Consider the following 22265-nt stretch of genomic DNA (forward strand, 5'->3'; position numbering starts at 1 on the left):
TCAGATCCCCCAGCGACGGAACCGCACCATGACCACCCTCGGCACCCCCCTCTCCCCTTCCGCCACCCGCGTGATGCTCCTGGGCTCCGGCGAGCTCGGCAAGGAGGTGCTGATCGCTCTCCAGCGCCTGGGCGTGGAGACCATCGCCGTCGACCGCTACGACAACGCGCCCGGGCAGCAGGTCGCGCATCACGCGCGCACCATCACCATGAGCGATCCCGCCCAGCTCAAGGCTTTGATCGAGGCCGAAAAGCCCCAACTCGTCGTTCCCGAGATCGAGGCCATCGCCACGCCCATGCTGCAGGAGCTCGAAGAGGCCGGCGTGGTGCGCGTGATCCCGACCGCCCGCGCGGCGCGCCTCACCATGGACCGCGAAGGCATCCGCCGCCTCGCTGCCGAGACGCTGGGCGTGCCGACCAGCCCCTACAAGTTCTGCGACTCCCTGGCCGAACTGCAGGCGGCCATCGACGGCGGCATTGGCTACCCCTGCATCGTCAAGCCCGTGATGAGCAGCTCCGGCAAGGGCCAGAGCAAGATCGACGGCCCCGCCGACGTGCAGAAGGCCTGGGACTACGCCATGGCCGGCGGCCGCGTCAGCCACGGCCGGGTGATCGTCGAGGGCTTCATCGACTTCGACTACGAGATCACGCTCCTGACCGTGCGCGCGCTCGACGGCGCCGGCGCGGTGCAGACGCATTTTTGCGACCCTATCGGCCACGTGCAGGTGAGCGGCGACTACGTCGAAAGCTGGCAGCCGCATCCGATGGCGCCGGCCGCGCTGCAGAAGGCGCGGGAGATCGCGCAGGCCGTGACGGCGGACCTCGGCGGACAAGGCCTCTTCGGCGTGGAGCTGTTCGTCAAGGGCGACCAGGTCTGGTTCAGCGAAGTCAGCCCGCGGCCCCACGACACCGGCATGGTGACGATGGCGACGCAGTGGCAGAACGAATTCGAACTGCATGCGCGCGCCATCCTCGGCCTGCCGGTTGACACCACGCTCAAGAGCCCGGGCGCCAGCGCCGTCATCTACGGCGGCGTCGACGCCACCGGCATCGCCTTCGACGGCGTGGCGCAGGCGCTCGCCGTGCCGGGCGTCGACGTCCGGCTCTTCGGCAAGCCCGAAAGCTTCGTCAAGCGTCGTATGGGCGTGGCGCTGGCGCATGCCGCCGACATCGACAGCGCACGCCGCAACGCCAAGGAAGCGGCGTCCCGCGTCAAGCCGCGCAAGGCCTGATCCTTCAACCCTCCCGGAGTGTTCCATGCTGCATCCACAAGCCCAGGCGTTCATCGATCTGCTCGTCCAGCGCGGCGTGCCGCCCACCCACACGCTGTCGCACACGGACGCGCGCAAGTTCTATCGCGAGCGGCGTGCGATCACGCAGCCCGATCCCGGTGAAGTGGCCGAGGTGCGCGAGCTGAGCGCGCCAGGCCCGCATGGCCCCATTCCGATGCGGCTCTACCGGCCGCTGGGCTCGAATGCGTCGACGGCGCTGCCGGTGCTCGTCTACTACCACGGCGGCGGCTGGACCATCGGCGACCTCGACACGCACGACACGCTCTGCCGGGAGCTGTCCAACCTGTCCGGCTGCGCGGTGGTGGCGGTGGACTACCGCATGGGCCCGGAGCATCGTTTCCCCGCGGCCGTGGACGACGCGCTCGCCGCGACGCGCTGGGTGCGCAACGAGGCCGCCTCGCTCGGTGTCGACGCCAGCCGGCTGGCCGTCGGCGGCGACAGCGCGGGCGGCAATCTCGCGGCGGTCGTCGCCATCGCCGCGCGCGATGCCGGCGACCTGCCCATCGCCTTCCAGCTCCTGATCTATCCAGCGACGGACATGCGCCGCGGCCATCCCTCGCACACCATCAACGGCCAGGGCTACGTGCTGACGAAGGACACGATCAGCTACTTCCACGACCACTACATCGCCGACCCGGCGCACGACCTCGACTGGCGCGCCTCGCCCCTGCTGCACGGGAACCTGGCGGGCCTGCCGCCCGCATTGGTGCTCACCGCCGGCTACGACCCGCTGCGCGACGAGGGCCTCGACTACGCGCGCGCCCTGACCGAGGCGGGCAACCGCGCCACCTACGTCTGCTTCGAGCGCCAGATCCACGGCTTCATCACCATGGGTCGCCTGCTCGACGAGGCCAATGCCGCGGTGTCCCTCTGCGCGGGCGAACTCCGCCGTGCGCTGAATCCGCGCGCATAGGGTAAGTCCCCGCGCCACCGACGTCGCCGCGCCGGTTTGCGCCGCTACGATCCTTCGAACCGACGGCGGCCATCGGGCCCGCCGTGGCAGTGCGGAGGAAAGGGCATCCTGGTGACCAGACAACCGACGGACGCGGCGCGCGGCAGCCAGGGCGAGCGCCTCATGTGGATCACGACACAGCGCGTGTTCTATGCAGGGCTTCTCGGCGCGGCGGCGGAACGCAGCCTGGGCGGCCATGGCGTCTACGTGTCGCCCACGGGCGCGCCGCTGCGCATCCGCCTTGGCGGTGGTGCATGGCAGAGCGGGGAGCTGCTGGTGGTGCCGCCGCAGGTGCCGCACCAGGTCGCGACCGACCAGCGGCTGATCCTCAACCTTCTCGTCGAATCGGAATCGGTCGACCCTGCACTGCTGCCGGACTTCCTGCAGCATTGCGGACCGGTGGAAGCGCCGCAGTTCGTCCGTCGCGTGCGCGATGCGCATGCGCGCCTGCTCGAGGCTTCCGGCCGCGAGAGCTTCGACGGCTTCGACTTCGACACGCTCTTCTTCGCCCGGCCGCTGGCGCCGCGTCCGCTCGACCCGCGCATCCGTGCCGTGGTCGACCGCATCAACGCCGACCCGGCCTCGCCGACTTCGGCCGAGGAATGCGCAGCCGCGGTCAAGCTGTCGTTCTCGCGCTTCCTGCATCTCTTCAAGCAGGAGACCGGCGTGCCCTTCCGCGCCTTCCGCGCCTGGAAGCGTGCGCGCAGCCTGCTGCGGTACGTGCGGCAAAGCGCCACGCTGACCGATATCGCGCTCGACACCGGCTACCCCGACTCGACCCACTTCAGCCATTCGATCCGGCAGGTCTACGGCTTGCGACCGAGCGACATCCTCGCCGGCTCGCGGCGACTCGCGGTGCATCAATGAGACGCGGGGCCGCGCGCTCCGGGATGCGGGTGAACCCTCTGCGTCGCGCGCGGCGCTCGCCGCTATAAACCGCGAAACCCGCACGAGACCTCCCTTTGCAAATCCTTCAGCTCCTGCTCTCAGGCATCGCACAAGGCTGCATCTACGGCCTGATCGCCCTGGGGTTCGTGCTGATCTACAAGGCCACCGAAACGGTGAGCTTCGCGCAGGGCGAACTCATGATGCTCGGGGCCTTCTGCGCGTTTGCCGGCATGTCGTTGTTCGGTTTGCCGTTCTGGCTGGCCGCGCTGCTGGCGATCGCGGCGATGGTGGCCTTCGGCGTGCTGGTCGAACTGGTCGTGATCCGTCCGATCCTCGGGCAGCCGCAGTTCTCGATCGTGATGCTGACCATCGGCATCGGCTACGTGGCGCGCGGACTCATCACGATGATCCCCGCCATCGGCACCGAGACGCACGCGTTGCCGGTGCCGTACAAGGACCAGATCTGGAAGGTGGGCGAACTCGTCGTCAACGTGGAACAGATGGCGATCATCGTGTCGACGGCGGCGCTGTGCGGCCTGCTGTTCGCGATGTTCCGCTACAGCAAGCTCGGGATCGCGATGCAGGCCTCGTCGCAGAACCAGCTTGCCGCCTACTACATGGGCATACCGGTGAAGCGGCTGAACGGGCTGGTGTGGGGACTGGCTGCGGCGGTCGCGGCCATCGCCGGGATGCTGTTGGCGCCGATCACCTTCGTGCACGCGAACATGGGCTTCATCGGGCTCAAGGCCTTTCCGGCGGCGGTCGTCGGCGGCTTCGGCAGCCTGCCGGGGGCGATCGTCGGCGGGCTGGTCATCGGCATCGTCGAATCGTTCGCGGGTTTCTATCTGCCGGACGGCTTCAAGGACACGGCTCCGTACATCGTGGTGCTGGTGATGCTGATGGTGAAGCCCAACGGTCTGTTTGGCGAGAAGCTGCGGAAGAAGGTATGACCCCCAGGCTCGCGCACTGCGTGTCGCTCTCCACCCCCTTGCAGGGGGCAACCCCGGCGGCCCGGCGAAGCCGGTTCCGCGGGGTTTCTGGAATCGCCCGCGCTGACGTCCTGGTGGAAAGCTGACATGCGCTACATCTTTAAGACCAGCTATGCGCAGGACATCGATCTCGCCAGGCACGGCGGGCATGTGTTCTGGTACAGCCTGCTGGGCGCGGCGTTGATCGTGGCGCCGTGGGCGCTGCCGGAATACTGGTTGGCGCAGCTGACCTTCGTGCTGATCTACGGCATCGTCGGGCTCGGGCTGATGCTGCTGGCGGGGTTCACGGGGCAGTTCTCGATCGGGCATGCGGCCTTTCTTGGCACGGGGGCGTACACGCAAGCGGTGCTGAACAACATGGGGGTGCCGTTTCCGCTCGCGTTGATGGCGGCTGCGGCGCTGTCGGCCGCGGTGGGCGTGGTGGTGGCGCTGCCGGCCTTGCGCGTGAAAGGCATCTACCTGGGTATCGCGACGCTTGCCTTCGGGTTCATCGTCGAGGAGGTGTTCGCGCGGTGGGAGAGCGTGACCGGCGGCAATTCGGGGCTGCATGTGAAGTCGCCAACGCTGCTGGGTCTGGATCTCGGGTCGAGCGAGAGTTTCTATCTTGTGTGCCTGCTGGTCGCGGTGCTGTGCACGCTGGCGATCCTGAACCTGCTGCGCTCGCCGACGGGCCGCGCCTTCGTGGCCATTCGCGACTCGGAGATTTCGGCGCAGAGCATGGGCATCCATCTGGCGCGCTACAAGACGCTGTCGTTCGCGATCTCGGCGGCGCTCGCGGGTCTGGGCGGTGCGCTGTATGCGCACAAGCTGAGCTTCATCTCGCCGGACCAGTTCAGCATTCTCCAGTCGATCGATCTGCTGTTGCTGGTGGTGATCGGCGGCCTGGGCTCGGTGCATGGCGCATTCCTCGGTGCGATCTTCCTGATCGCCATGCCGCAGCTGATTGCGCTGGGAAAGGATTGGCTTCCGCCGGTCGTGGGGCAGGCGCCGGGGCTGCAGGGGCTGGTGTATGGGCTGGTGCTGATCGCGTTCGTGCTGTTCGAGCCGCTGGGGCTGTACGGTCGGTGGCTCAAGATCCGCACGTGGCTGCAGCTGTTTCCGTTCTATCGGAAGGGGCTGTTCAAGCGCCAGAAGTCCTTCACCAAGTCGGACAGACTGAGATGACCCCCAGGCTCGCGCACTTCGTGTCGCTCTCCACCCCCTTTCAGGGGGCAATCCTGGCGGCCCGGCGAAGCCGGTTCCGCGGGATTCCTGGGGTTGGCTGCATCGGGATCACGGGGGAGCGCTGAATGGGCCGCACGGACATCCTGCTTTCGGCCGAGGACCTGAGCGTGCGCTTCGGTGGCGTGCTCGCGGTCAACAAGGTGAGTTTCGATGTGCGGCGCGGCGAGGTGTTCACGCTGATCGGGCCGAACGGCGCGGGCAAGACGACGGTGTTCAACCTCATCAGCCGGATCTACACGCCGACGACGGGCGAGATCACGTGGCATGGCGAGGGTTCGCCGATTGCGTTGACGGAGCAGGCACCGCACGAGATCGCGGCACTGGGCATTGCGCGCACCTTCCAGAACATCGAGTTGTTCGAGCATGCGACCGTGTTGCACAACCTGCTGATCGGGCGCCACACGCATCGCAAGACGGGCTTCTGGAGCGAGGTGTTCTTCACGGCGGCTACGCGCGGGGCGGAGATCGCTGCGCGCGAGAAGGCGGAGCAGGTGATCGATCTCCTGGACCTCCAGCATCACCGCGATTCGATGGTGGCGGGGTTGCCCTATGGCGTGCGCAAGGTGGTCGAGCTGGCGCGTGCGTTGTGCACGGAGCCGAAGCTGCTGCTGCTCGACGAGCCATCGTCGGGTCTCAACGTGGAGGAGACGGCGGACATGGCGTTCTGGATTCAGGACATTCAGCATGAGCTCGGCATCTCTGTGTTGATGGTGGAGCACGACATGTCGCTGGTGTCGAAAGTGTCTGACCGCGTGCTGGCGATGAACATGGGGGAAGCGTTGGCTACCGGGACGCCGCGCGAGGTTCAGTCTGATTTGCGTGTGATCGAGGCTTATCTTGGGACTGTGGATGACGTGAGTAGCTTGCGGAGGGCTGCATAGTGCTTGATGTCTGCTTGTCCCTTGAAGAGTTCCGCCCGGCAGGCGGTGCGGGCTGTGCAACCCCGCTGCGCCGGCCCTTCGGGCTGCCCTGCAGTGCTCGCTTCAGGCGGGGTCCGCGCAAACTCGCTTCGCTCAAACACGCGCGGCCCTTTTTCCGCCTGAAGCTGCGCGCTTCGGCGGCGCAGAGGGGTTGCACAGCCCGCACCGCCTACCGGGCTCCGTGGTTGAGCGACGGATGCGGGCCTCTTGAACGGAGCCGACTCCTGCCGTCACCACGACGGTTGCAGCGGAGGGCTCAACCCGAACGCGTCAGCGGTGGCGGGTGGTGTGCCCTGAGCCGGCCGTTGAGGCACCGCCGAGCAGCGCAGCGGTGCGCGGAAAAAGGGCCGCGCGTGTCTGAGCGAAGCGAGTTTGCGCGGACCCCGCGTACCGTGAGCAGCGCAGGGCAGCCCGAAGGGCCGGTGACGTCGGCCGGCACAGGGCACACCGCCCGCCGCCGCCCCCTTCAACCGTCATTGGAAGGCGTTCAAGCATGAGCGACACAGTCCTCCAGTTGCTGAACGTAGAAAGCGCCTACGGCCCCATCAAGGCCATCCGGGGCGTCAGCCTCAAGGTACGCGCAGGAGAAATCGCCACCGTCCTGGGCTCCAATGGCGCAGGCAAGACAACGATCCTCAAGACCATCTCCGGAATCATCGACCCCCGGAAAGGAAGCATCGAATTCCAGGGCCGCAACATCACCGCCAAGGACCCCGCCTTCATCGTCCAGCAGGGCCTGAGCCACGTCCCCGAAGGCCGCGAAGTGTTCCCGTTGCTCTCGGTCCGCGACAACCTGCTGATGGGCGCCTACACCCGCAAGGACCGCGACGGCGTCGCTCGCGACATCGAGACCGTCTACACCTACTTCCCCATCCTGAAGGAGCGCGCCACGCAGGACGCCGGACTGCTCTCCGGCGGACAGCAACAGATGCTCGCCATCTCTCGCGCCATCATGGCCGCGCCGCATCTCATCCTGCTCGACGAGCCCAGCCTCGGGTTGTCGCCCAAGCTCACCAAGGAAATCTTCGAGATCGTCGTGCGCATCAACCGCGAGCGCGGCACCACCATCCTCCTCGTTGAACAGAACGCCAACATGGCGCTCAATGCCTCCGACTACGGCTACGTCCTCGAGAACGGCCGCATCGTCATGGAAGACACCTGCGACCGCCTGCGCGAGAAAGAGGACATCAAGGAGTTCTACCTCGGCCTCAAGGACGACGGCGTGCGCGGCGAGCGGCGCTGGAAGAAAAAGAAGACCTGGCGATGAAGAACAACGCCATCCACGCAAGGGCACCCGCCGGACTCTGGGACCTGGACCACCTCCAGCCCCGGCTCGACGTCGTGGTCCCTGGCGACACCATTCCCGCCATGTTCTGGAACGCCGTCCGCATGCGCGCCGACAAGGTGTGGATGCGCCAGAAGAAGCTCGGCATCTGGCGAAGCTGGACATGGCAACAGACCGCCAATGCCGTCCGCGAGATCGCCGGCGGCCTGATGGCCATCGGCTTTGCGCCAGGCGAGTGCGCCTCCATCCTGTCGAACACCGTCGTCGAATGGGTGCTGAGCGACCTGGCGGTGCTCAGCTGCGGCGGTGTGTCCAACGGCATCTATCCGACCGATGCCGCGTCCCAGGTGCACTACCTCTGCCACGACTCGCGCACCACCGTGCTCTTCGTCGAGGACGACGAGCAGCTCGACAAGGCGCTCGAAGTGCGCGCCGGCCTGCCGCTGCTGCGCAAGATCATCGTCTTCGACATGGAAGGCCTGCGCGACCTGCGCGAGACCGATGTCATGAGCCTCGATGCTCTCTGTGCGTTGGGCCGCGACTACCTGCAGACCCATTCGAACGAACTGGAGCGCCGCGTCGCCGCCTGCCGCCCGGAAGACCTGGCCATGCTGGTATACACCTCCGGCACCACCGGCAAGCCCAAGGGCGCGATGCACAGCCACCGCGGGCTGGTCTACACCGCACGCGGCCTGAACACGCTAGTCGGGCAGCACGAGGACGACGAACGCATGTGCTTCCTGCCGCTGTGCCACATCGCCGAGCGCATGGGCGGCGAGTACCTCGCGATGTACACCGGGTCGATCCTCAACTTCGTCGAGAACCCGGAGACCGTGCCCGAGAACGTGCGCGAGATCGCACCGACCGTCTTCAACGCCGTGCCGCGCGTGTGGGAGAAGTTCTACTCGGGCGTGATGATCGCGCTCAAGGAAGCGAGTGCGCTGCAACAGGCCGCCTACCGCTGGAGCATCGGCGTCGGCACCACCATTGCCGACCGTGTGCTGGCCGGGCAGCCTGTCGGCGGCATGCTGCGGTTCAAGTTCCGGCTCGCGCGCTGGCTCGCGCTGGACAACGTGCGCAAGCTGATCGGCATCCATCGCTCCCGCTTCCTCGTGACCGGCGCCGCGCCGATCTCGCCCGACCTGGTGCGCTGGTACCTCGCGCTCGGCGTGCCCATGCTCGAAGTCTGGGGCATGACCGAGACCTGCGGCGCATCCACCGGCGTGCCGGCGACACGCATCAAGCCCGGCGCCATCGGGCCGGCCGCGAGCTACAACGAAGTGCGCCTCGACCCGGCCACCGGCGAGATCCTCGTGCGCGGCACCAACGTCTTCATGGGCTATCTCAACCTGCCCGAGAAGACCGCCGAGACCATCGATGCCGACGGCTGGCTGCACACCGGCGATGTCGGCACGGTCGACCAGGACGGGTATTTCCGCATCACCGACCGGATGAAGGACATCATCATCACGGCAGGCGGCAAGAACATCACCCCGAGCGAACTGGAGAACGAACTCAAGTTCAGTCCCTACATCACGGATGCGGTGGTGGTCGGCGATGCCAAGCCCTATCTCACGGTGATCGTCATGATCGACCAGGAGAACGTCGAGAAATTCGCGCAGGACCACGACGTGCCCTTCAGCAACTACCAGAGCCTCACCCGCACGCGGGAGGTGCAGGACCTGATCCAGGCCGAGATCGACCGCGTGAACGCGAAGTTCGCGCGCGTCGAGCAGATCAAGAAGTTCTTCCTGCTCGAGACCCAGCTCAGCGCCGAGGACGAAGAACTGACGCCCACGATGAAGCTCAAGCGCAAGCTGGTGCAGGCCAAGTACGCCGAGCGCATCGAGGCCATGTACGCGTAGCCGATCGATTTCTTAGGTCAACCCAGAGGAGACAGCTGTATGAAGATCAAGACACTCATCCCCCTCGTCGCGGCGTCCGGCCTGGCGTTGGGGTCGGGCCTTGCCGCTGCGCAGCAGCAGGGCGTGAGCAAGGACGAGATCCGGATCGGCACGATCCAGGATCTCTCCGGGCCGCTCGCCGGCTTCGGCAAGCAGTCGCGCAACGGCATGCAGCTCGCGGTGGACGAACTCAACGAGCAGGGCAGCGTCCATGGCCGCAAGCTCAAGCTCTTCGTCGAGGACTCGGGCTATGACCCCAAGAAGGCGGTGCTGGCGGCGCAGAAGCTGGTCAACCAGGACAAGATCTTCATCATGGCCGGCCACATCGGCACGGCGCAGAACATGGCGGCGATGCCCGTGCAGTTCGAGAAGAACGTCGTCAACTTCTTCCCGATCACCGCAGCGCGCGAGATGTACGAGCCGCTCAACAAGCTCAAGTACTCCTTCGCCGCGACCTACTACGACCAGATCCGCCTGGCGCTGCCCAAGATGATCAAGGAGAAGAGCGCCAAGAAGGTCTGCACGATCTACCAGGACGACGAGTTCGGCCTCGAAGTGCAGCGCGGCGCGGAGGCCGGCCTGAAGGCCGCGGGCATGGAACTCACGGAGAAGACGTCGTTCAAGCGCGGCGCGACCGACTTCTCGTCGCAGGTCGCGAAGATGAAGGCCGCCAACTGCGACCTCGTCGTGCTCGGCACCATCATCCGCGAGACCATCGGCACCGTCGGCGAGGCGCGCAAGACGGGTTTCAACCCGACCTTCCTGGGATCGAGCGCCGCCTACACGGACCTGATCCACAAGCTCGGCGGCAAGCCGATGGACGGCATCTACGCCACCATGACCGTGCAGAACCCCTACACGGACGAGCAGTCGCAGCCGCTGCGCTTCTGGGCCAACAAGTACAAAACCAAGTTCAACGAAGACCCGACGGTTTTCTCGGTGTACGGCTACATGATCGTGCAGAGCTTCATCCAGGCGGCGAACAAGGCGGGGCCGACGCTGACCACGGACAGCTTCATCAAGGCCATGGACGCCAGCACTTTCGAGCCCGACATGTTTGGTGCGCCGAAGATGACCTTCAGCGCGACCAAGCGGCTGGGCAACGAGCAGTCGCGTCTCTCGCAGATCGTCGACGGCAAGTGGAAGGTCGTGTCGGACTACGTGGCGCCTTGAAGCGACCCGAAGACGCACCGCAAGCGTTTCAGGCCGCCTGGAACGGCCACGACATGGCGGCGCTCGGGGCGCTGTTCCATGAGGATGCGACCTTCGTGAATCGGTTCGGCCACTACGTGCGCGGCGTCGAGGCGATCGTCGAGCTTCACGCGCCGATCCACGCGACCATCTACAGCGACTCCACGTTGGGCAACGAGTTGATCGATGTCGTCGCGATCAGTGACGACGCGGCAGTGGTGCACTTCTGGAGTCGCCTCACGGCCGGTGCGGCGCATCCGGCGGGGCCGCACGTGGTCGATACGCTGATCCTCGCGGTGCTGACGCGACAGGCCGGTGACTGGCGGATCAAGGCGCTCGAGAACGTCACCTTGACGAATCCCCGGACTGGGGAGGCCGTGTTGAGAGTGGGGCCTGATCGGCGAAAGCTCTGACAAGCGCGCCGACAAGGATCAACCACCCCGTCGCTATACTCCGCCCCGTCATGTCAACAAAAGACGTGATCGGGTTTGGAAGCCCGAAGTAATCCGAGAACGCAAGCCGCAGTCCCGCACAGAGTCTGCGGCTTAGTTGTTCGCGCCACCATTTTTGGCGGCTCGAGCGGGGAGCCGCAAGGTTCGCCGGTTTTCCTTGGATTGCCCGGTCTTCCAACCCGTTCGAGCTGCCGCCCCCGTTTGGAAGCGGGCGCGGCGGTTGTAGCAAACCGCAATCCTAGGAGGCCCACTCTTGGCACACCCTACCTGCGCGCCCGCGCGCCACCCCACAATGCCATCCGCCGGCGAGTCCGCGCCTGACTCGACTCAATCGGATCTCGCCGCCCTATCCAAACAGGCGACCGCCGAGGTCGACGCCGTGCGAGAGGCGCATGTCGCCCTCGCATGCGTCAACAAGGTGCTGCTTCACGCTCCCGGCCTGCTGGGCAATGAGGCACACGTCAGTCGCTTCGAATTGAAAGCGCTTGCATCGCTGGTCAAGTCGGAGGTCGAGCGCCGCCTGCGGGCGGCTCACTCGACCATCGCGGCGATGCAGCGCATCAGTCCGAAACTCGAGCGGAGTCTCACCGAGTTCGTGCTGGATGAATTCGCCGACCAGGAGTTGTCTCGCGAGGCCGCGAGCCGCTTGGCCGAGAAATCGCGCGGCGTCGAGCTGGACATTGACGACCTCTGAGGCCGGTCAGTGCTCGTGCCAACATTTTTGGTGGCTCGAATGGGGAGCCGCAAGGCTCGCCGGTTTCTTCGGATTGCCCGGTCTGTCAACCCGATCGAGCTGCCGCCCTCAAAGCCGGTGTCGAGCGCCGCGTGCAGGCGGCTCACTTAGACCATCGCGTCGACGCGGCGGGGCACTGATCCTGGGCGAGAGCGTCTTTCCTGTTCCTTGATCACTGGCCCGGATCGCGATCCAGGCGCCCAACAAAAAGCCGCCCGAGGGCGGCTTCTTCTTTCGTCCTCTCCTTTCGGGAGAGGGCATCCATCCTCACTCCTCGACGAAAGCCTCTTCCCGCTTCGCCTTGATGGACGGCAGCAGCACGATGCCGAGCAGCAGGCATGCCGCCACGAGCAGGCCCGCTGACAGCGGCCGCGTCACGAACACGCTCCATGTGCCACGCGACAGCAGCAGCGCACGCCGCAGGTTCTCTTCCATCATCGGCCCCAGGATGAAGCCCAGCAGCAGCGGCGCCGGTTCGGTCCTCAGCTTGATGAAGAGATAGCCGATGAAGCCGAAGGCCGCCACCATCCAGATGTCGAAGGTGTTGTTGTTGGTCGAGTACACGCCGATCGCGCAGAACAGCACGATCGCCGGGAACAGGAACTTGTAGGGCACCGTCAGCAGCTTGATCCACATGCCGATCAGCGGCAGGTTCAGGATGATGAGCATCGCGTTGCCAATCCACATCGAGGCGATCAGGCCCCAGAAGAGTTCGGGGTTGCTGGTCATCACCTGCGGGCCGGGCTGGATGTTGTGGATGGTCATCGCGCCCACCATCAGCGCCATCACGGCGTTGGGCGGGATGCCCAGCGTCAACAGCGGGATGAAGGAGGTCTGCGCACCGGCGTTGTTGGCCGACTCGGGCGATGCCACGCCGCGGATGTTGCCCTTGCCGAAGGGCACTTCGCCGGGCCGCATGCGGATTTTCTTTTCCAGCGCGTAGGCCGCGAACGAGGCCAGCAGCGCGCCACCGCCAGGCAGGATGCCGAGGGCCGAGCCCAGCGTGGTGCCGCGCAGGACGGCAGGCGCCATGTTCTTGAAGTCCGCCTTGGTCGGCCACAGGCCCTTGACCTCGGAGGTGAACACTTCGCGCTCTTCGTCCGGCTGGGAGAGGTTGCCGATGATTTCGCCGTAGCCGAACACGCCCATGGCGATCACCACGAAGCCGATGCCGTCGGTGAGTTCAGGGATGTCGAAGCTGAAGCGGGCGACGCCCGAGTTCACGTCGGTGCCGACGATGCCGAGCAGCAGGCCCAGCACGATCATGGCCACGGCCTTGAGCAGCGAACCCGAAGCCAGCACCACGGCGCCGATCAGGCCGAGCACCATCAGCGAGAAGTACTCGGCCGGGCCGAACTTGAAGGCCAGTTCGGTCAGCGGCGGTGCGAAGGCCGCCAGGATCAGCGTGCCGACACAACCCGCGAAGAACGAGCCCAGGCCGGCGGCCGCCAGTGCGGGGCCCGCCCGGCCCTGTCGCGCCATCTGGTAGCCGTCGATACAGGTCACGACCGAGGACGATTCGCCAGGGAGGTTGACCAGAATCGCGGTGGTGGAGCCGCCGTACTGCGCGCCGTAGTAGATGCCGGCCAGCATGATCAGCGCCGACACGGGCGGCAGCGCATAGGTGGCGGGCAGCAGCATCGCGATGGTCGCGACGGGGCCGATGCCCGGCAGCACGCCGATCAGCGTGCCCAGGATGCAACCGATCAGGCAATACAGCAGGTTGGTGAGCGTGAACGCGACGCCGAAGCCGGTCGCGAGGTTGTGAATCAGATCCATGAAGGTCTCCTCAGCCCGAAATGAAGGTGGGCCAGACCTGGATCTGCAACTTGAGCGCCCAGATGAACGCCACGTAGCTGCCTGCCGCCAGGATGGTCGAGAGAACCAGCACGTCGCGCAGCTTGAAATGCTCGCCCGCGAGGCTGGAGATGATCGTGAGTGCGTAGATCGCGATGATCATGCCCATCGCCGGCACGCCGATGCTCGGCAGTCCGCCGAGCAGCACGCCGAAGGCGAGGTTGGCCGCGATGACGAAGAACAGCGGCTTCCAGGCCCACTTGCCGATTGGGTCGCCGTCGACCGTCTCGACCACGAGCGACTGGAACATCACCAGGGCGCCGAGGATCGCCAGCAGGATGCCGAGCATGAGCGGGAAGTAGCCGGGGCCCATGCGGGCGCCGTCGCCGATGTTGTACGTGGTGGCGCCGATGGCGAACGCGGCCCCCACTGTGGTGAACATGACTCCTGAAAAGAAGTCCGCCTGACTCTTGATACGCATTGTCTCGACCCTCGTTGATGAGCCATCGAGGGTCGTCTTCCGTGCCTGACTGCTGGCTGACCTCTACTGTACGGACTTCCACGTACCGGGTTTCCTCGCCCAATGAAAAAGGCTCCCGAAGGAGCCTTTTTGCATCTGTGCTGACGAGGGCTTAGTAGCCGCCGCGGCCACCGCCGCCGCTGCGATTGCCGCCGCCACCGCCGTAGCCGCCGCCACCACCGCCGTAGCCGCCGCCACCGCCGCCGCCGTAACCACCGCCGCCGCCGCTGCGGCCACCGCCGCCGCCGAAGCCGCCGGGCGAACGGGGCTCCATCGGACGGGCTTCATTGACCGTCAGGCTGCGGCCGTCGAGTGCATGGCCGTTCAGGCCTTCGATGGCAGCCAGCGCTTCCGCGTCGGTGCCCATTTCGACAAAGCCGAAGCCCTTGGAGCGACCGCTGTCGCGTTCCATCATGACCTTGGCGCTGGCGACCGAGCCGTACTGGCCGAAGGCCTGCTCGAGGTCGTTGTCGCGGATGGAGTAGGCGAGGTTGCCTACGTAGAGTTTCTTGCCCATGGTGGGACTCCTAATCAAACCTAACAAACAAAGCGATGGAGTCCCAGAATCACAACAAACTAAAAGCGCTGTGGCGCGAAACTGACCGATCACCGGATCACGCGCGGGCAGCAGATGTGACCGCGACGTCCCGGCATTCTCCGTCACTATGGAACTTTTGGGTGAAATGCTTTTAATTTTTGAACCCATTTGTATCTGAATGCGCCGTATTTGCGACGCTAAAGACATTCAGGGCCTTTTTCGCAACGGATTCAGCAGGGCTTTCAGGCCGTTGTGATCGATTTCGTGCATCAGCGCGAGCAGGCGGCCGATTTCTCCCGGGGGAAATCCCTCGCGTGCAAACCAGGTCAGGTAGTTTCCGGGCAGGTCGGCGATCACGCGACCCTTGTATTTGCCGAAGGGCATTTCGCGCGTCACCAGTTTTTCGAGGTCCTCGGGGTTCATGGTGGCTATGCTCCCTCATCTCCGCGACCCCGGCCATTTTCATTCACCGATTCCATCAGGCCCACCTTTTCCATGCCATTCCAATCGCTGGGACTCGATCCTGCCCTCGCGCGCGCCGCCGCTGACAAGGGCTATGTCGCGCCCACGGCCATCCAGCTCGAAGCCATCCCGGCGATCCTGCGGGGACGCGATCTGCTGGGCGCCGCCCGGACCGGCTCCGGTAAGACGGCGGCATTCTCGCTGCCCCTGCTGCAACGGCTGGGGCGCGAGCCCCGGCAATCGCCGCGGCGCCTCCAGGCGCTGATTCTTGTGCCCACCCGCGAACTCGCCGCACAGGTGGGCGAGACGATGCGCAGCCTGGCGCAGCATCTGCCCGCGCCGCCCAAGATCGCCGTCGCGTTCGGCGGCGTGTCGATCAACCCGCAGATGATGGCGCTGCGCGGCGGCGCCGACGTGATGATCGCCACGCCGGGCCGATTGCTCGACCTCATCGACCATCGTGCGCTGCGGCTGTCGACCGTGTCGACGCTCGTGCTCGACGAGGCCGATCGCCTGTTCGACCTCGGCTTTGCGGACGAACTCGGGCGGATCCTGTCCCTGTTGCCGGAACAGCGCCAGAACCTCCTGTTCTCGGCCACCTTCCCGCAGGCCACCCAGTCGCTGGCCGAAGGCCTGCTCCACGATCCGGTGCGCGTCGAGGTGCAGTCCGAAGCGGCCGAGGAGCCCGCGATCCAGCAGCGCGCGATCGAGGTCGACGCCGCGCGACGCACGCAGTTGCTGCGCCAGCTCGTCAAGGACAGCGGCTGGAAGCGCGTGCTGGTGTTCGTCGCCACCAAGCATGCGTCGGAAATCGTGGCCGACAAGCTGCGCAAGGCCGACATCGAAGCCGAGCCCTTCCACGGCGAACTCAGCCAGGGCAAGCGCACGCAGGTGCTCGCCGACTTCAAGTCCTCGCGCGTGCAGGTCGTCATCGCCACCGATCTGGCCGCGCGCGGCATCGACGTGGCCCAGCTGCCCGTGGTGGTGAACTACGACCTGCCGCGTTCGGCCGTCGACTACGTGCACCGCATCGGCCGAACGGGCCGCGCGGGCGCGAGCGGATTGGCCGTGAGTTTCGTCAGCGCGGCGACGGAGGCGCATTTCAGGCTCATCGAAAAGCGCCAGGGCCTCAACGTGCCGCGCGAGCGGGTGGCAGGCTTCGAACCGGTGGAAACGGCAGCGCCGGCGCCCGCCGGCGCCGGCGGCATCAAGGGGAAGCGGCCGAGCAAGAAGGACAAGCTGCGCGCTGCGGCGCGCTGAACGCGGTCACTCCCGCGGCGGCTTTTTCGCGATGCCCATCGTCTTCGCGAGGATGCCCAGCATCACCTCGTCGGCGCCGCCGCCGATCGAGGCCAGGCGGCCATCCCGGTACAGGCGCGACACGCGGTTTTCCCAGGTGAAGCCCATGCCGCCCCAGAACTGCAGGCAAGTGTCGGCCACCTCGCGGGTGAGCCGGCCGCACTTCAGCTTGGCCATCGAGGCCAGCGCGGTCACGTCCTCGCCCTGCACGTGGAGATCGCACGCCCGGTAGGTGAGGGCGCGCAGCGCCTCGACCTCGGTCTTGAGCTCGGCGAGCTTGAACTGCACCCACTGCTGGTCGGCCAGCGTGCCGCCGAAGAGCTTGCGCTGCTGCGCCCATTCGATGGTCTCGGCGATGCAATCGTCGAGCGGCTCCAGCGAACTCGCGGCGCACCACAGGCGCTCCTCCTGGAACTGCTGCATCTGGTAGACGAAGCCCTGGCCTTCCTCGCCGATGCGATAGCGCTGCGGCACGCGGACGTCGTCGAAGTAGATGAGGCCGGTGTCGCTCGAATGCATGCCGATCTTGCGGATCTTCTTCGCCTTCTCGATGCCGGGGCTGTCCATCGGCACGATGACGAGCGACTTGTTGCGATGCACGGGGCCGTCGCCGGTGTTGACCAGCATGCACATCCAGTCGGCTTGCAGGCTGTTGGTGATCCACATCTTCTGGCCGGTGATGAGGTAGTCGTCCCCGTCCTTGCGCGCATGGCTCTTGAGGCCGGCGACGTCGCTGCCCGCGCCGGGTTCGCTGACGCCGATGCAGCCCACTGTCTGGCCCGCGATGGCGGGCGCCAGGAATTCGCGCCGCAGCGCATCGCTGCCGAAGCGCGCCAGGGCGGGAGTGCACATGTCGGTCTGCACGCCGATCGCCATCGGCACGCCGCCGCAGCTCACATGGCCCAGCGCCTCGGCGAGCGCCATCGCGTACGAATAGTCGAGGCCGGATCCTCCGTAGGCCTCCGGCTTGTTGAGCCCCAAGAGTCCCAGCGCGCCCATCCGCCTGAACACGTCGTGCGCCGGAAAGCGCTCCGCGGCTTCCCATTCGTCGACGTGCGGATTGATCTCCTCGTCGATGAAGCGGCGCATCGTCTTCTGGATCTCGAGGTGTTCGTGGGTGTACTGCATGCCTGGTCTCCGGTCGGTCCTTTGTCAGCTTCGCAGACTCTAGGCTCGGCCTGCGAGCCGTGCTTGCGGGAAGTGGCTACACGCGGGCGCATGCCAGCGGATCAGCGCTGCGGGCGAATCCGATACAGGGCGTTGTTGCGATCGGCCGTCATGTAGATCGTGCCATCGCTGCCCACCGCCACGCCGGTTGGCACATAAGGGGGCGGCATGCCAGGCCCGCCTTCCAGTCCGATCGGCAGGTTCTCGGCGACGGTTCGGCGCGTGCCGCTCGCGATGTCGATCTCCACCAATCGCCGCGCGGCGCTCTCCGCGACGATGAAGGTGCCCCATGGCGTCTGCGCCACGCCTTCGGGCATGGCCAGGCCTTCCGCGACCGCGCGCAGCGGGGCGCTGGCATCGAGCGGTATGCGGGTCAGCTTGCCGGCGGCTTCGGTGACGTAGAGCGCGCCGTCCTTGCCCATGATCATCTGCACCGGTCCCGCGAGGCCGCTGGCGATGACTTCCTTCTTCTCGAACTTCGGCCCGCTCGCGCGCGTCACGCTGCCGGTCGCGATCTCGGCGTAGATGACGCTGCCGTCAGGCATCGGGATGGCGTCGACCGGCGCTTTCAGGCCGTGCAACACGCTGGTGGTCTGGAGCGTCTTGCGGTCCACGAGCTGCACCGTGCCCGTGAACCAGGAGGTCAGCGCGAAGTGCGTGGACGACAGGCCGACCGCGAACGGGTATTCGAGCTCCGGATCGCGCTGCATGCGGAAGACGTCGCGCACCGCGCCGCTCGTGGCATCGACCTGGCGGAAGCCGAAGATGTCGGCCACCCACAGGTCGTTGCCGTCGATCTTGAGGCCGGCCGGCACGGCCAGCTTGCCGCCGGTGAGCAGACGCAATTCACCCGTTGCGGGATTGAAGGCCTCGATCGAGTTGTCGGCCATGTTCGACACGTAGATCGTGCCTTCGGGCGCGATCGCGAGGTTGTCGAGCGACGGCTTGAGCTGCTTCGCGACCGTCTTGCGCCCCGTCGCGAGTTCGACGCGCACCAGCTCGCCGCTGCGTGCGTCGACCACCCACAGGTTGCCCTTGCCGTCCAGGTTGGCCGCGGCGGGGATCTTGAAGCCGTCGGCAATCACCGTCATCGCGCCGTTGGCCGGATCGATCTTCACCACCTGGCCCTTGAACCACAGCGGTCCGTAGAGCATGCCGTCCGGCCCGACCTCGAAGCCGTTGAACCCGCCCATGTCCTTCTTGATGAGGCGCGGCGGCTTCTGACCGGCGACGTCGATCTCCCACAGCGCATCGCCCAGGAACACCTGCGAGGCGTAGAGCTTGCCGTTGCGGCGGTCGAAGTCGAGCGAGTTGAGGCCGGGCAGGTCCTTGGCGAGCACGCGCATGGGTGCGCCGTCGCTGTCGCGCGTGCGCAGCATGCCCATCAGGTAGTTGGTCCACGCCAGCTCGCCCCTGGGGCCGACCGCGATGTCGTCGGCCTGGCCTTCCACGCTCTTGATGAGCACACGGGCGGCGCCGGTCTGCCGGTCGACCTCCCACAGGCTGTTGCCGACCACGGAGCCGGCGAGAAGACGGCCCTGCCGGTCGATCGCAAGCCCGTGCACGCCGGAGAAGGACGAAGGCGCCACGATGGCTTCAGGCGGCGCCCAGGCGCCCGGTCGCGTGGGGGGCGCAGTGGTGCAGGCGCCCAGCAGGAATGCCGACGCCAGCAAGGCGCCACCGAAGATCCGCTTCATGTTGTCTCCTCGTTGTGAAAGTCGCCGATGCAGTCTAGGAGCCGAGCCCCGGTTTGCAGTCACGCGCGGGACAAGCGCGGCCTCAGGCCCGAAAGCGCTTCCGCGTCACCCCGAGCGCAAGCCAGTACGCGGCAACGGTGTACACCACCAGCACCAGCGCGTGCCGCCACCAGTCAGGCGGCCATTGGTCCATGAACAGCGGCCGCACCAGCGCCACCGCATTGGTCAGCGGCAGCCACGCGGAAACCGCGCGCACCACGCCCGGCAACTGATCGAGCGGGAAGAACACGCCCGACAGGAACATCATCGGCGTCATGAAGAGCGTGAAGTAGTAGGTGAAGAAGTCGTAGCCCTTCGCCAGCGCGTTGAAGATCAGCGCGATGCACGAGAAGGTGATGCCGACGCCCACCAGCACGAACCACGCGATGAAGAGCTTCGGCGTGTGGCTGATGCCGAGCCCGAGCATCACGAACAGGATCGCGGTGGTCGTGAAGATCGCCTTGAAGCCCGCCCAGAGCATCTCCGCCAGCACCACGTCGTCGAGCCCGACCGGTGCGTTCATGATGCCGTCCCAGGTCTTCTGCACGTGCATGCGCGAGAAGGCCGAATACAGCGCCTCGAAGGAGGCCGCATTCATCGCGCTCATGCAGACCGAGCCGCTCGCGAGGAAGAGGATGTAGGGCACGCTGGTGCCGTCGACCTGCACCTCGCCCACCAGCGCGCCCATGCCGTAGCCGAAGGCCACGAGCCAGATCAGCGGCTCCGCGATGTTGCCGATCAGGCTCGGGATCGCGAGCTTGCGCCACACCAGCAGGTTGCGCAAGAACACAGGCCACCAGCGCATCGAGAGTTCGGGCGGGCGCCAGACCGAGCGCGTCGGTAGTGCGGCAGACGAAGAAGCCAGGCTCGACATGTGATTCAACCGTCCTCTCTGATCTGGCGGCCCGTGAGTTTGAGGAACAGGTCCTCCAGGTTGGCCGGGCGATGGAAGGTGCGCAAACCGCTGCGGTCACCCAGCGCCGCCATCAGCCCGCGCGCATCCTGCGTGTAGAAGAACACCGTCTCGCCGCTGACCTCCACGCGCGCGGCAAAGTCCTTCAGCGGCGACTGCGCCAGTTCGAGCGCACCGTTGCCGTAGAGCTCGACCACGTCGGGCTCCAGGTACTCGGCAATCAGGTCGCGCGGGCGGCCTTCGGCGATCTTGCGGCCGTGGTCCAGCACCAGCAGGCGCGAGCACAGGCGCTCGGCCTCGTCCATGAAGTGCGTCGTCAGCAGGATCGACTTGCCCTGTTGCAGCAGCACCTGCAGCCGTTCCCACATGAGATGCCGGGCCTGCGGATCGAGCCCGGTGGTGGGTTCGTCGAGCATCAGCAGCTTCGGGTCGTTGACCAGCGCACGCGCGAGCGAGAGCCGCCGCCGCATGCCGCCGGAGAGTTCACCGGGCTTGGCGTCGGCCTTGTGCGAGAGCGCCGCGAACTCCAGCAGTTGCGGAATGCGCGGCGCGATCTCGGCGCGGCGCATGCCGAAGTAGCGCGCATACACCATCAGGTTCTCCGCGCAGGAGAAGTCGGGGTCGAGCGTGTCGAACTGGCTCACCACGCCGAGCTGCGCCTTGATGGCGCGCGCATCGTGCGGCATCGAGAGACCGCCCAGCGCCTCGATCGTCCCGCCGTCGGGCGTGGTCAGGCCGAGGCACATCCGGATGGTGGTGGTCTTGCCGGCCCCATTGGGCCCGATCACGCCGAGGCATTCGCCCGGCGCGATCTCGAAGGACAAGTCATCGACCACGGTGGTGTCACCGTAGCGCTTGTGAAGATGGCTGGCGTGAAGGAGGGGCGCGCTCACCAAACCATTGTGGCGCATGAGAACGAAGGGCCAGGAACCCCGCGGAACCGGCTCAGCCGGGCCGCAGGGGTTGCCCCCGGACGGGGGTGGAGAGCGACACGAAGTGCGCGAGCCCGGGGGCGATCTAAACCTCCAATCCGGCGAACTCGGCCTTCATCCAGTCGATGAAGGCACGCGTGCGGGCAGGCAGCAAGCGAGCGTGCGGATAGATCACGCTCACCGGCCGCGGCGGAAGCTCGAAGGCATTGAGCACGATCGCGAGCCGCCCCTGCGCCACCAGCGGCAGCACCTGGTAGGAGAAGAACATGCCGAATCCCATGCCCGCCGCGCAAGCCTCGACGGCCGGTGCGATGTGGTTGAACTCCAGGTTGCCCCGCGGCGCGATCGCAAGAGGACGGCCCTGGTCGCGGAAGTGCCAGTGCGGCGTGCCGCCGGGATGGATGCGCACGCAGTTGACATCGAGCAGTTCGCGCGGATGCCGCGGCGTGCCGTGCGCCCGCAGAAAGCCAGGGCTCGCCACCACCACGCGGCGGATGCTGCCGAGCTGCTGGGCGACCAACGACGAGTCGTCCAGCGCACCGATGCGGATGCCCACGTCGATGCCTTCTTCCAGCAGGTTCACGTTGCGGTCGTGCAGCAGCACGCTGCAGCGCATCTTGTCGTGACGCTGGAGAAACCTGACGATCGCCGGCGACACGTACATGTGGCCGAACAGCACGGGCGCGGTGACGGTGAGTTGCCCCGCGGGCTCGGCTGCATCGGCGGTGAGCGCCCGGTCCGCGGCGTCGGCCGCCGCCAGCACCTCGCGTGCGCTCCGCAGATAGCTGCGACCCTCCTCGGTGAGCGAGATTCGCCGGGTGGTGCGATGGAACAGCCGAACGCCCAGGTGGGCCTCGAGTGCGGCGAGCGAGCGCACCACCGCCGGGAGCGAGGTGTCGAGCGCGTCGGCCGCTTTCGTGAGGCTGCCCTGGTCGGCGATCTGCACGAAGGTCTGCATGGCTTTAAGGCGATCCATCCGGCGATTAAACCGGAAAACGCAGGAGTCCACTGCATTCGAAGCCATTACTTCATCGGCGGCATGTCACGAGAATCGGGCATTGCCCACAACGCA

The 22265-nt window shown here is 66.4% G+C and carries 21 protein-coding genes; 12 read left to right on the forward strand and 9 right to left on the reverse strand.

The genetic code is table 11. The features are described 5' to 3' along the window. Nucleotides 1–28: 28 nt before the first annotated feature. The 11 genes from purT to ACSFBL_RS30280 all read left to right on the forward strand — a co-directional run bounded on the left by purT (nucleotide 29) and on the right by ACSFBL_RS30280 (nucleotide 11790). Complete coding sequence (purT, locus tag ACSFBL_RS30230; protein ID WP_435519508.1) at nucleotides 29–1231, forward strand: formate-dependent phosphoribosylglycinamide formyltransferase; 1203 nt, start codon at nucleotides 29–31, stop codon at nucleotides 1229–1231. 25 nt (nucleotides 1232–1256) lie between these two features. Continuing rightward, nucleotides 1257–2204 (forward strand): alpha/beta hydrolase, encoded by a 948-nt coding sequence (locus ACSFBL_RS30235; protein WP_435519509.1) that lies wholly within the window; start codon nucleotides 1257–1259, stop codon nucleotides 2202–2204. Between the two features lie 162 nt (nucleotides 2205–2366). Beyond that, entirely contained in the window at nucleotides 2367–3110 is a 744-nt protein-coding gene (locus ACSFBL_RS30240; protein ID WP_435519561.1) for a helix-turn-helix domain-containing protein, read from the forward strand. Between the two features lie 95 nt (nucleotides 3111–3205). Further along, nucleotides 3206–4081 (forward strand): branched-chain amino acid ABC transporter permease, encoded by an 876-nt coding sequence (locus tag ACSFBL_RS30245; RefSeq protein WP_435519510.1) that lies wholly within the window; start codon nucleotides 3206–3208, stop codon nucleotides 4079–4081. A gap of 126 nt (nucleotides 4082–4207) precedes the next feature. After that, nucleotides 4208–5284: a branched-chain amino acid ABC transporter permease gene (locus ACSFBL_RS30250; RefSeq protein ID WP_435519511.1), complete on the forward strand. Its 1077-nt coding sequence runs from the start codon at nucleotides 4208–4210 to the stop codon at nucleotides 5282–5284. 125 nt (nucleotides 5285–5409) lie between these two features. Next, on the forward strand, nucleotides 5410–6225 hold the full coding sequence (locus ACSFBL_RS30255) for an ABC transporter ATP-binding protein (RefSeq protein WP_435519512.1): 816 nt from the start codon (nucleotides 5410–5412) through the stop codon (nucleotides 6223–6225). A 532-nt stretch (nucleotides 6226–6757) separates the two neighbouring features. Beyond that, nucleotides 6758–7531 carry an ABC transporter ATP-binding protein gene (locus ACSFBL_RS30260; RefSeq protein WP_435519513.1) on the forward strand — a complete coding sequence of 258 codons (774 nt, stop codon included), beginning with the start codon at nucleotides 6758–6760 and terminating at the stop codon, nucleotides 7529–7531. Next, nucleotides 7528–9414: an AMP-dependent synthetase/ligase gene (locus ACSFBL_RS30265; RefSeq protein ID WP_435519514.1), complete on the forward strand. Its 1887-nt coding sequence runs from the start codon at nucleotides 7528–7530 to the stop codon at nucleotides 9412–9414. The genes ACSFBL_RS30260 and ACSFBL_RS30265 overlap by 4 nt, the downstream gene beginning before the upstream one ends. Nucleotides 9415–9453: 39 nt before the next feature. Beyond that, nucleotides 9454–10626: an ABC transporter substrate-binding protein gene (locus tag ACSFBL_RS30270; RefSeq protein WP_435519515.1), complete on the forward strand. Its 1173-nt coding sequence runs from the start codon at nucleotides 9454–9456 to the stop codon at nucleotides 10624–10626. Further along, nucleotides 10623–11057 carry a YybH family protein gene (locus ACSFBL_RS30275; protein ID WP_435519516.1) on the forward strand — a complete coding sequence of 145 codons (435 nt, stop codon included), beginning with the start codon at nucleotides 10623–10625 and terminating at the stop codon, nucleotides 11055–11057. Before ACSFBL_RS30270 ends, ACSFBL_RS30275 begins: the two co-directional genes overlap by 4 nt. 331 nt (nucleotides 11058–11388) lie before the next feature. Continuing rightward, nucleotides 11389–11790: a hypothetical protein gene (locus tag ACSFBL_RS30280; RefSeq protein ID WP_435519517.1), complete on the forward strand. Its 402-nt coding sequence runs from the start codon at nucleotides 11389–11391 to the stop codon at nucleotides 11788–11790. 306 nt (nucleotides 11791–12096) lie between these two features. Here ACSFBL_RS30280 and ACSFBL_RS30285 read toward each other — a convergent pair whose 3' ends face one another. The 4 genes from ACSFBL_RS30285 to ACSFBL_RS30300 all read right to left on the reverse strand — a co-directional run bounded on the left by ACSFBL_RS30285 (nucleotide 12097) and on the right by ACSFBL_RS30300 (nucleotide 15107). Next, the gene (locus ACSFBL_RS30285; RefSeq protein ID WP_435519518.1) at nucleotides 12097–13608 is read right to left on the reverse strand and encodes a tripartite tricarboxylate transporter permease; all 1512 of its coding nucleotides are present in this window, start codon (nucleotides 13606–13608) and stop codon (nucleotides 12097–12099) included. A gap of 10 nt (nucleotides 13609–13618) precedes the next feature. After that, nucleotides 13619–14107, reverse strand: a complete 489-nt coding sequence (locus ACSFBL_RS30290) for a tripartite tricarboxylate transporter TctB family protein (RefSeq protein ID WP_435519519.1) — start codon at nucleotides 14105–14107, stop codon at nucleotides 13619–13621. A gap of 151 nt (nucleotides 14108–14258) precedes the next feature. Next, nucleotides 14259–14663 (reverse strand): RNA recognition motif domain-containing protein, encoded by a 405-nt coding sequence (locus ACSFBL_RS30295; protein WP_435519520.1) that lies wholly within the window; start codon nucleotides 14661–14663, stop codon nucleotides 14259–14261. Nucleotides 14664–14891: 228 nt separating this feature from the next. Next, nucleotides 14892–15107, reverse strand: a complete 216-nt coding sequence (locus ACSFBL_RS30300) for a DUF3820 family protein (protein WP_435519521.1) — start codon at nucleotides 15105–15107, stop codon at nucleotides 14892–14894. A gap of 72 nt (nucleotides 15108–15179) precedes the next feature. Between ACSFBL_RS30300 and ACSFBL_RS30305 the strand changes: the two genes are divergently transcribed. After that, entirely contained in the window at nucleotides 15180–16406 is a 1227-nt protein-coding gene (locus ACSFBL_RS30305) for a DEAD/DEAH box helicase (protein WP_435519522.1), read from the forward strand. A 6-nt stretch (nucleotides 16407–16412) separates the two neighbouring features. On the opposite strand, the gene ACSFBL_RS30310 is transcribed toward ACSFBL_RS30305, so the two are convergent. The 5 genes from ACSFBL_RS30310 to ACSFBL_RS30330 all read right to left on the reverse strand — a co-directional run bounded on the left by ACSFBL_RS30310 (nucleotide 16413) and on the right by ACSFBL_RS30330 (nucleotide 22169). Further along, the gene (locus tag ACSFBL_RS30310; protein WP_435519523.1) at nucleotides 16413–17573 is read right to left on the reverse strand and encodes an acyl-CoA dehydrogenase family protein; all 1161 of its coding nucleotides are present in this window, start codon (nucleotides 17571–17573) and stop codon (nucleotides 16413–16415) included. Nucleotides 17574–17674: 101 nt separating this feature from the next. Next, a complete protein-coding gene (locus ACSFBL_RS30315) occupies nucleotides 17675–19309 on the reverse strand; it encodes a Vgb family protein (RefSeq protein ID WP_435519524.1) in 1635 nt (544 codons plus the stop codon). An 82-nt stretch (nucleotides 19310–19391) separates the two neighbouring features. Further along, entirely contained in the window at nucleotides 19392–20222 is an 831-nt protein-coding gene (locus ACSFBL_RS30320) for an ABC transporter permease (protein WP_435519525.1), read from the reverse strand. A 5-nt stretch (nucleotides 20223–20227) separates the two neighbouring features. Next, complete coding sequence (locus ACSFBL_RS30325; RefSeq protein WP_435519526.1) at nucleotides 20228–21172, reverse strand: ATP-binding cassette domain-containing protein; 945 nt, start codon at nucleotides 21170–21172, stop codon at nucleotides 20228–20230. A 106-nt stretch (nucleotides 21173–21278) separates the two neighbouring features. Beyond that, a complete protein-coding gene (locus ACSFBL_RS30330) occupies nucleotides 21279–22169 on the reverse strand; it encodes a LysR family transcriptional regulator (protein ID WP_435519527.1) in 891 nt (296 codons plus the stop codon). Between the last annotated feature and the right edge of the window lie 96 nt (nucleotides 22170–22265).

Origin of the sequence: Variovorax glacialis (assembly GCF_051216375.1) — a bacterium.
Taxonomy (GTDB): Bacteria; Pseudomonadota; Gammaproteobacteria; order Burkholderiales; family Burkholderiaceae_C; genus Variovorax.

Coding starts and splice junctions, on each gene's coding strand:
- purT (WP_435519508.1), top strand. CDS start 29: ATGACCACCCTCGGCACCCCCCTCTCCCCTTCCGCCACCCGCGTGATG.
- ACSFBL_RS30235 (WP_435519509.1), top strand. CDS start 1,257: ATGCTGCATCCACAAGCCCAGGCGTTCATCGATCTGCTCGTCCAGCGC.
- ACSFBL_RS30240 (WP_435519561.1), top strand. CDS start 2,367: ATGTGGATCACGACACAGCGCGTGTTCTATGCAGGGCTTCTCGGCGCG.
- ACSFBL_RS30250 (WP_435519511.1), top strand. CDS start 4,208: ATGCGCTACATCTTTAAGACCAGCTATGCGCAGGACATCGATCTCGCC.
- ACSFBL_RS30255 (WP_435519512.1), top strand. CDS start 5,410: ATGGGCCGCACGGACATCCTGCTTTCGGCCGAGGACCTGAGCGTGCGC.
- ACSFBL_RS30260 (WP_435519513.1), top strand. CDS start 6,758: ATGAGCGACACAGTCCTCCAGTTGCTGAACGTAGAAAGCGCCTACGGC.
- ACSFBL_RS30265 (WP_435519514.1), top strand. CDS start 7,528: ATGAAGAACAACGCCATCCACGCAAGGGCACCCGCCGGACTCTGGGAC.
- ACSFBL_RS30270 (WP_435519515.1), top strand. CDS start 9,454: ATGAAGATCAAGACACTCATCCCCCTCGTCGCGGCGTCCGGCCTGGCG.
- ACSFBL_RS30280 (WP_435519517.1), top strand. CDS start 11,389: ATGCCATCCGCCGGCGAGTCCGCGCCTGACTCGACTCAATCGGATCTC.
- ACSFBL_RS30285 (WP_435519518.1), bottom strand. CDS start 13,608: ATGGATCTGATTCACAACCTCGCGACCGGCTTCGGCGTCGCGTTCACG.
- ACSFBL_RS30290 (WP_435519519.1), bottom strand. CDS start 14,107: ATGCGTATCAAGAGTCAGGCGGACTTCTTTTCAGGAGTCATGTTCACC.
- ACSFBL_RS30295 (WP_435519520.1), bottom strand. CDS start 14,663: ATGGGCAAGAAACTCTACGTAGGCAACCTCGCCTACTCCATCCGCGAC.
- ACSFBL_RS30300 (WP_435519521.1), bottom strand. CDS start 15,107: ATGAACCCCGAGGACCTCGAAAAACTGGTGACGCGCGAAATGCCCTTC.
- ACSFBL_RS30305 (WP_435519522.1), top strand. CDS start 15,180: ATGCCATTCCAATCGCTGGGACTCGATCCTGCCCTCGCGCGCGCCGCC.
- ACSFBL_RS30310 (WP_435519523.1), bottom strand. CDS start 17,573: ATGCAGTACACCCACGAACACCTCGAGATCCAGAAGACGATGCGCCGC.
- ACSFBL_RS30315 (WP_435519524.1), bottom strand. CDS start 19,309: ATGAAGCGGATCTTCGGTGGCGCCTTGCTGGCGTCGGCATTCCTGCTG.
- ACSFBL_RS30320 (WP_435519525.1), bottom strand. CDS start 20,222: ATGTCGAGCCTGGCTTCTTCGTCTGCCGCACTACCGACGCGCTCGGTC.
- ACSFBL_RS30325 (WP_435519526.1), bottom strand. CDS start 21,172: ATGCGCCACAATGGTTTGGTGAGCGCGCCCCTCCTTCACGCCAGCCAT.
- ACSFBL_RS30330 (WP_435519527.1), bottom strand. CDS start 22,169: ATGGATCGCCTTAAAGCCATGCAGACCTTCGTGCAGATCGCCGACCAG.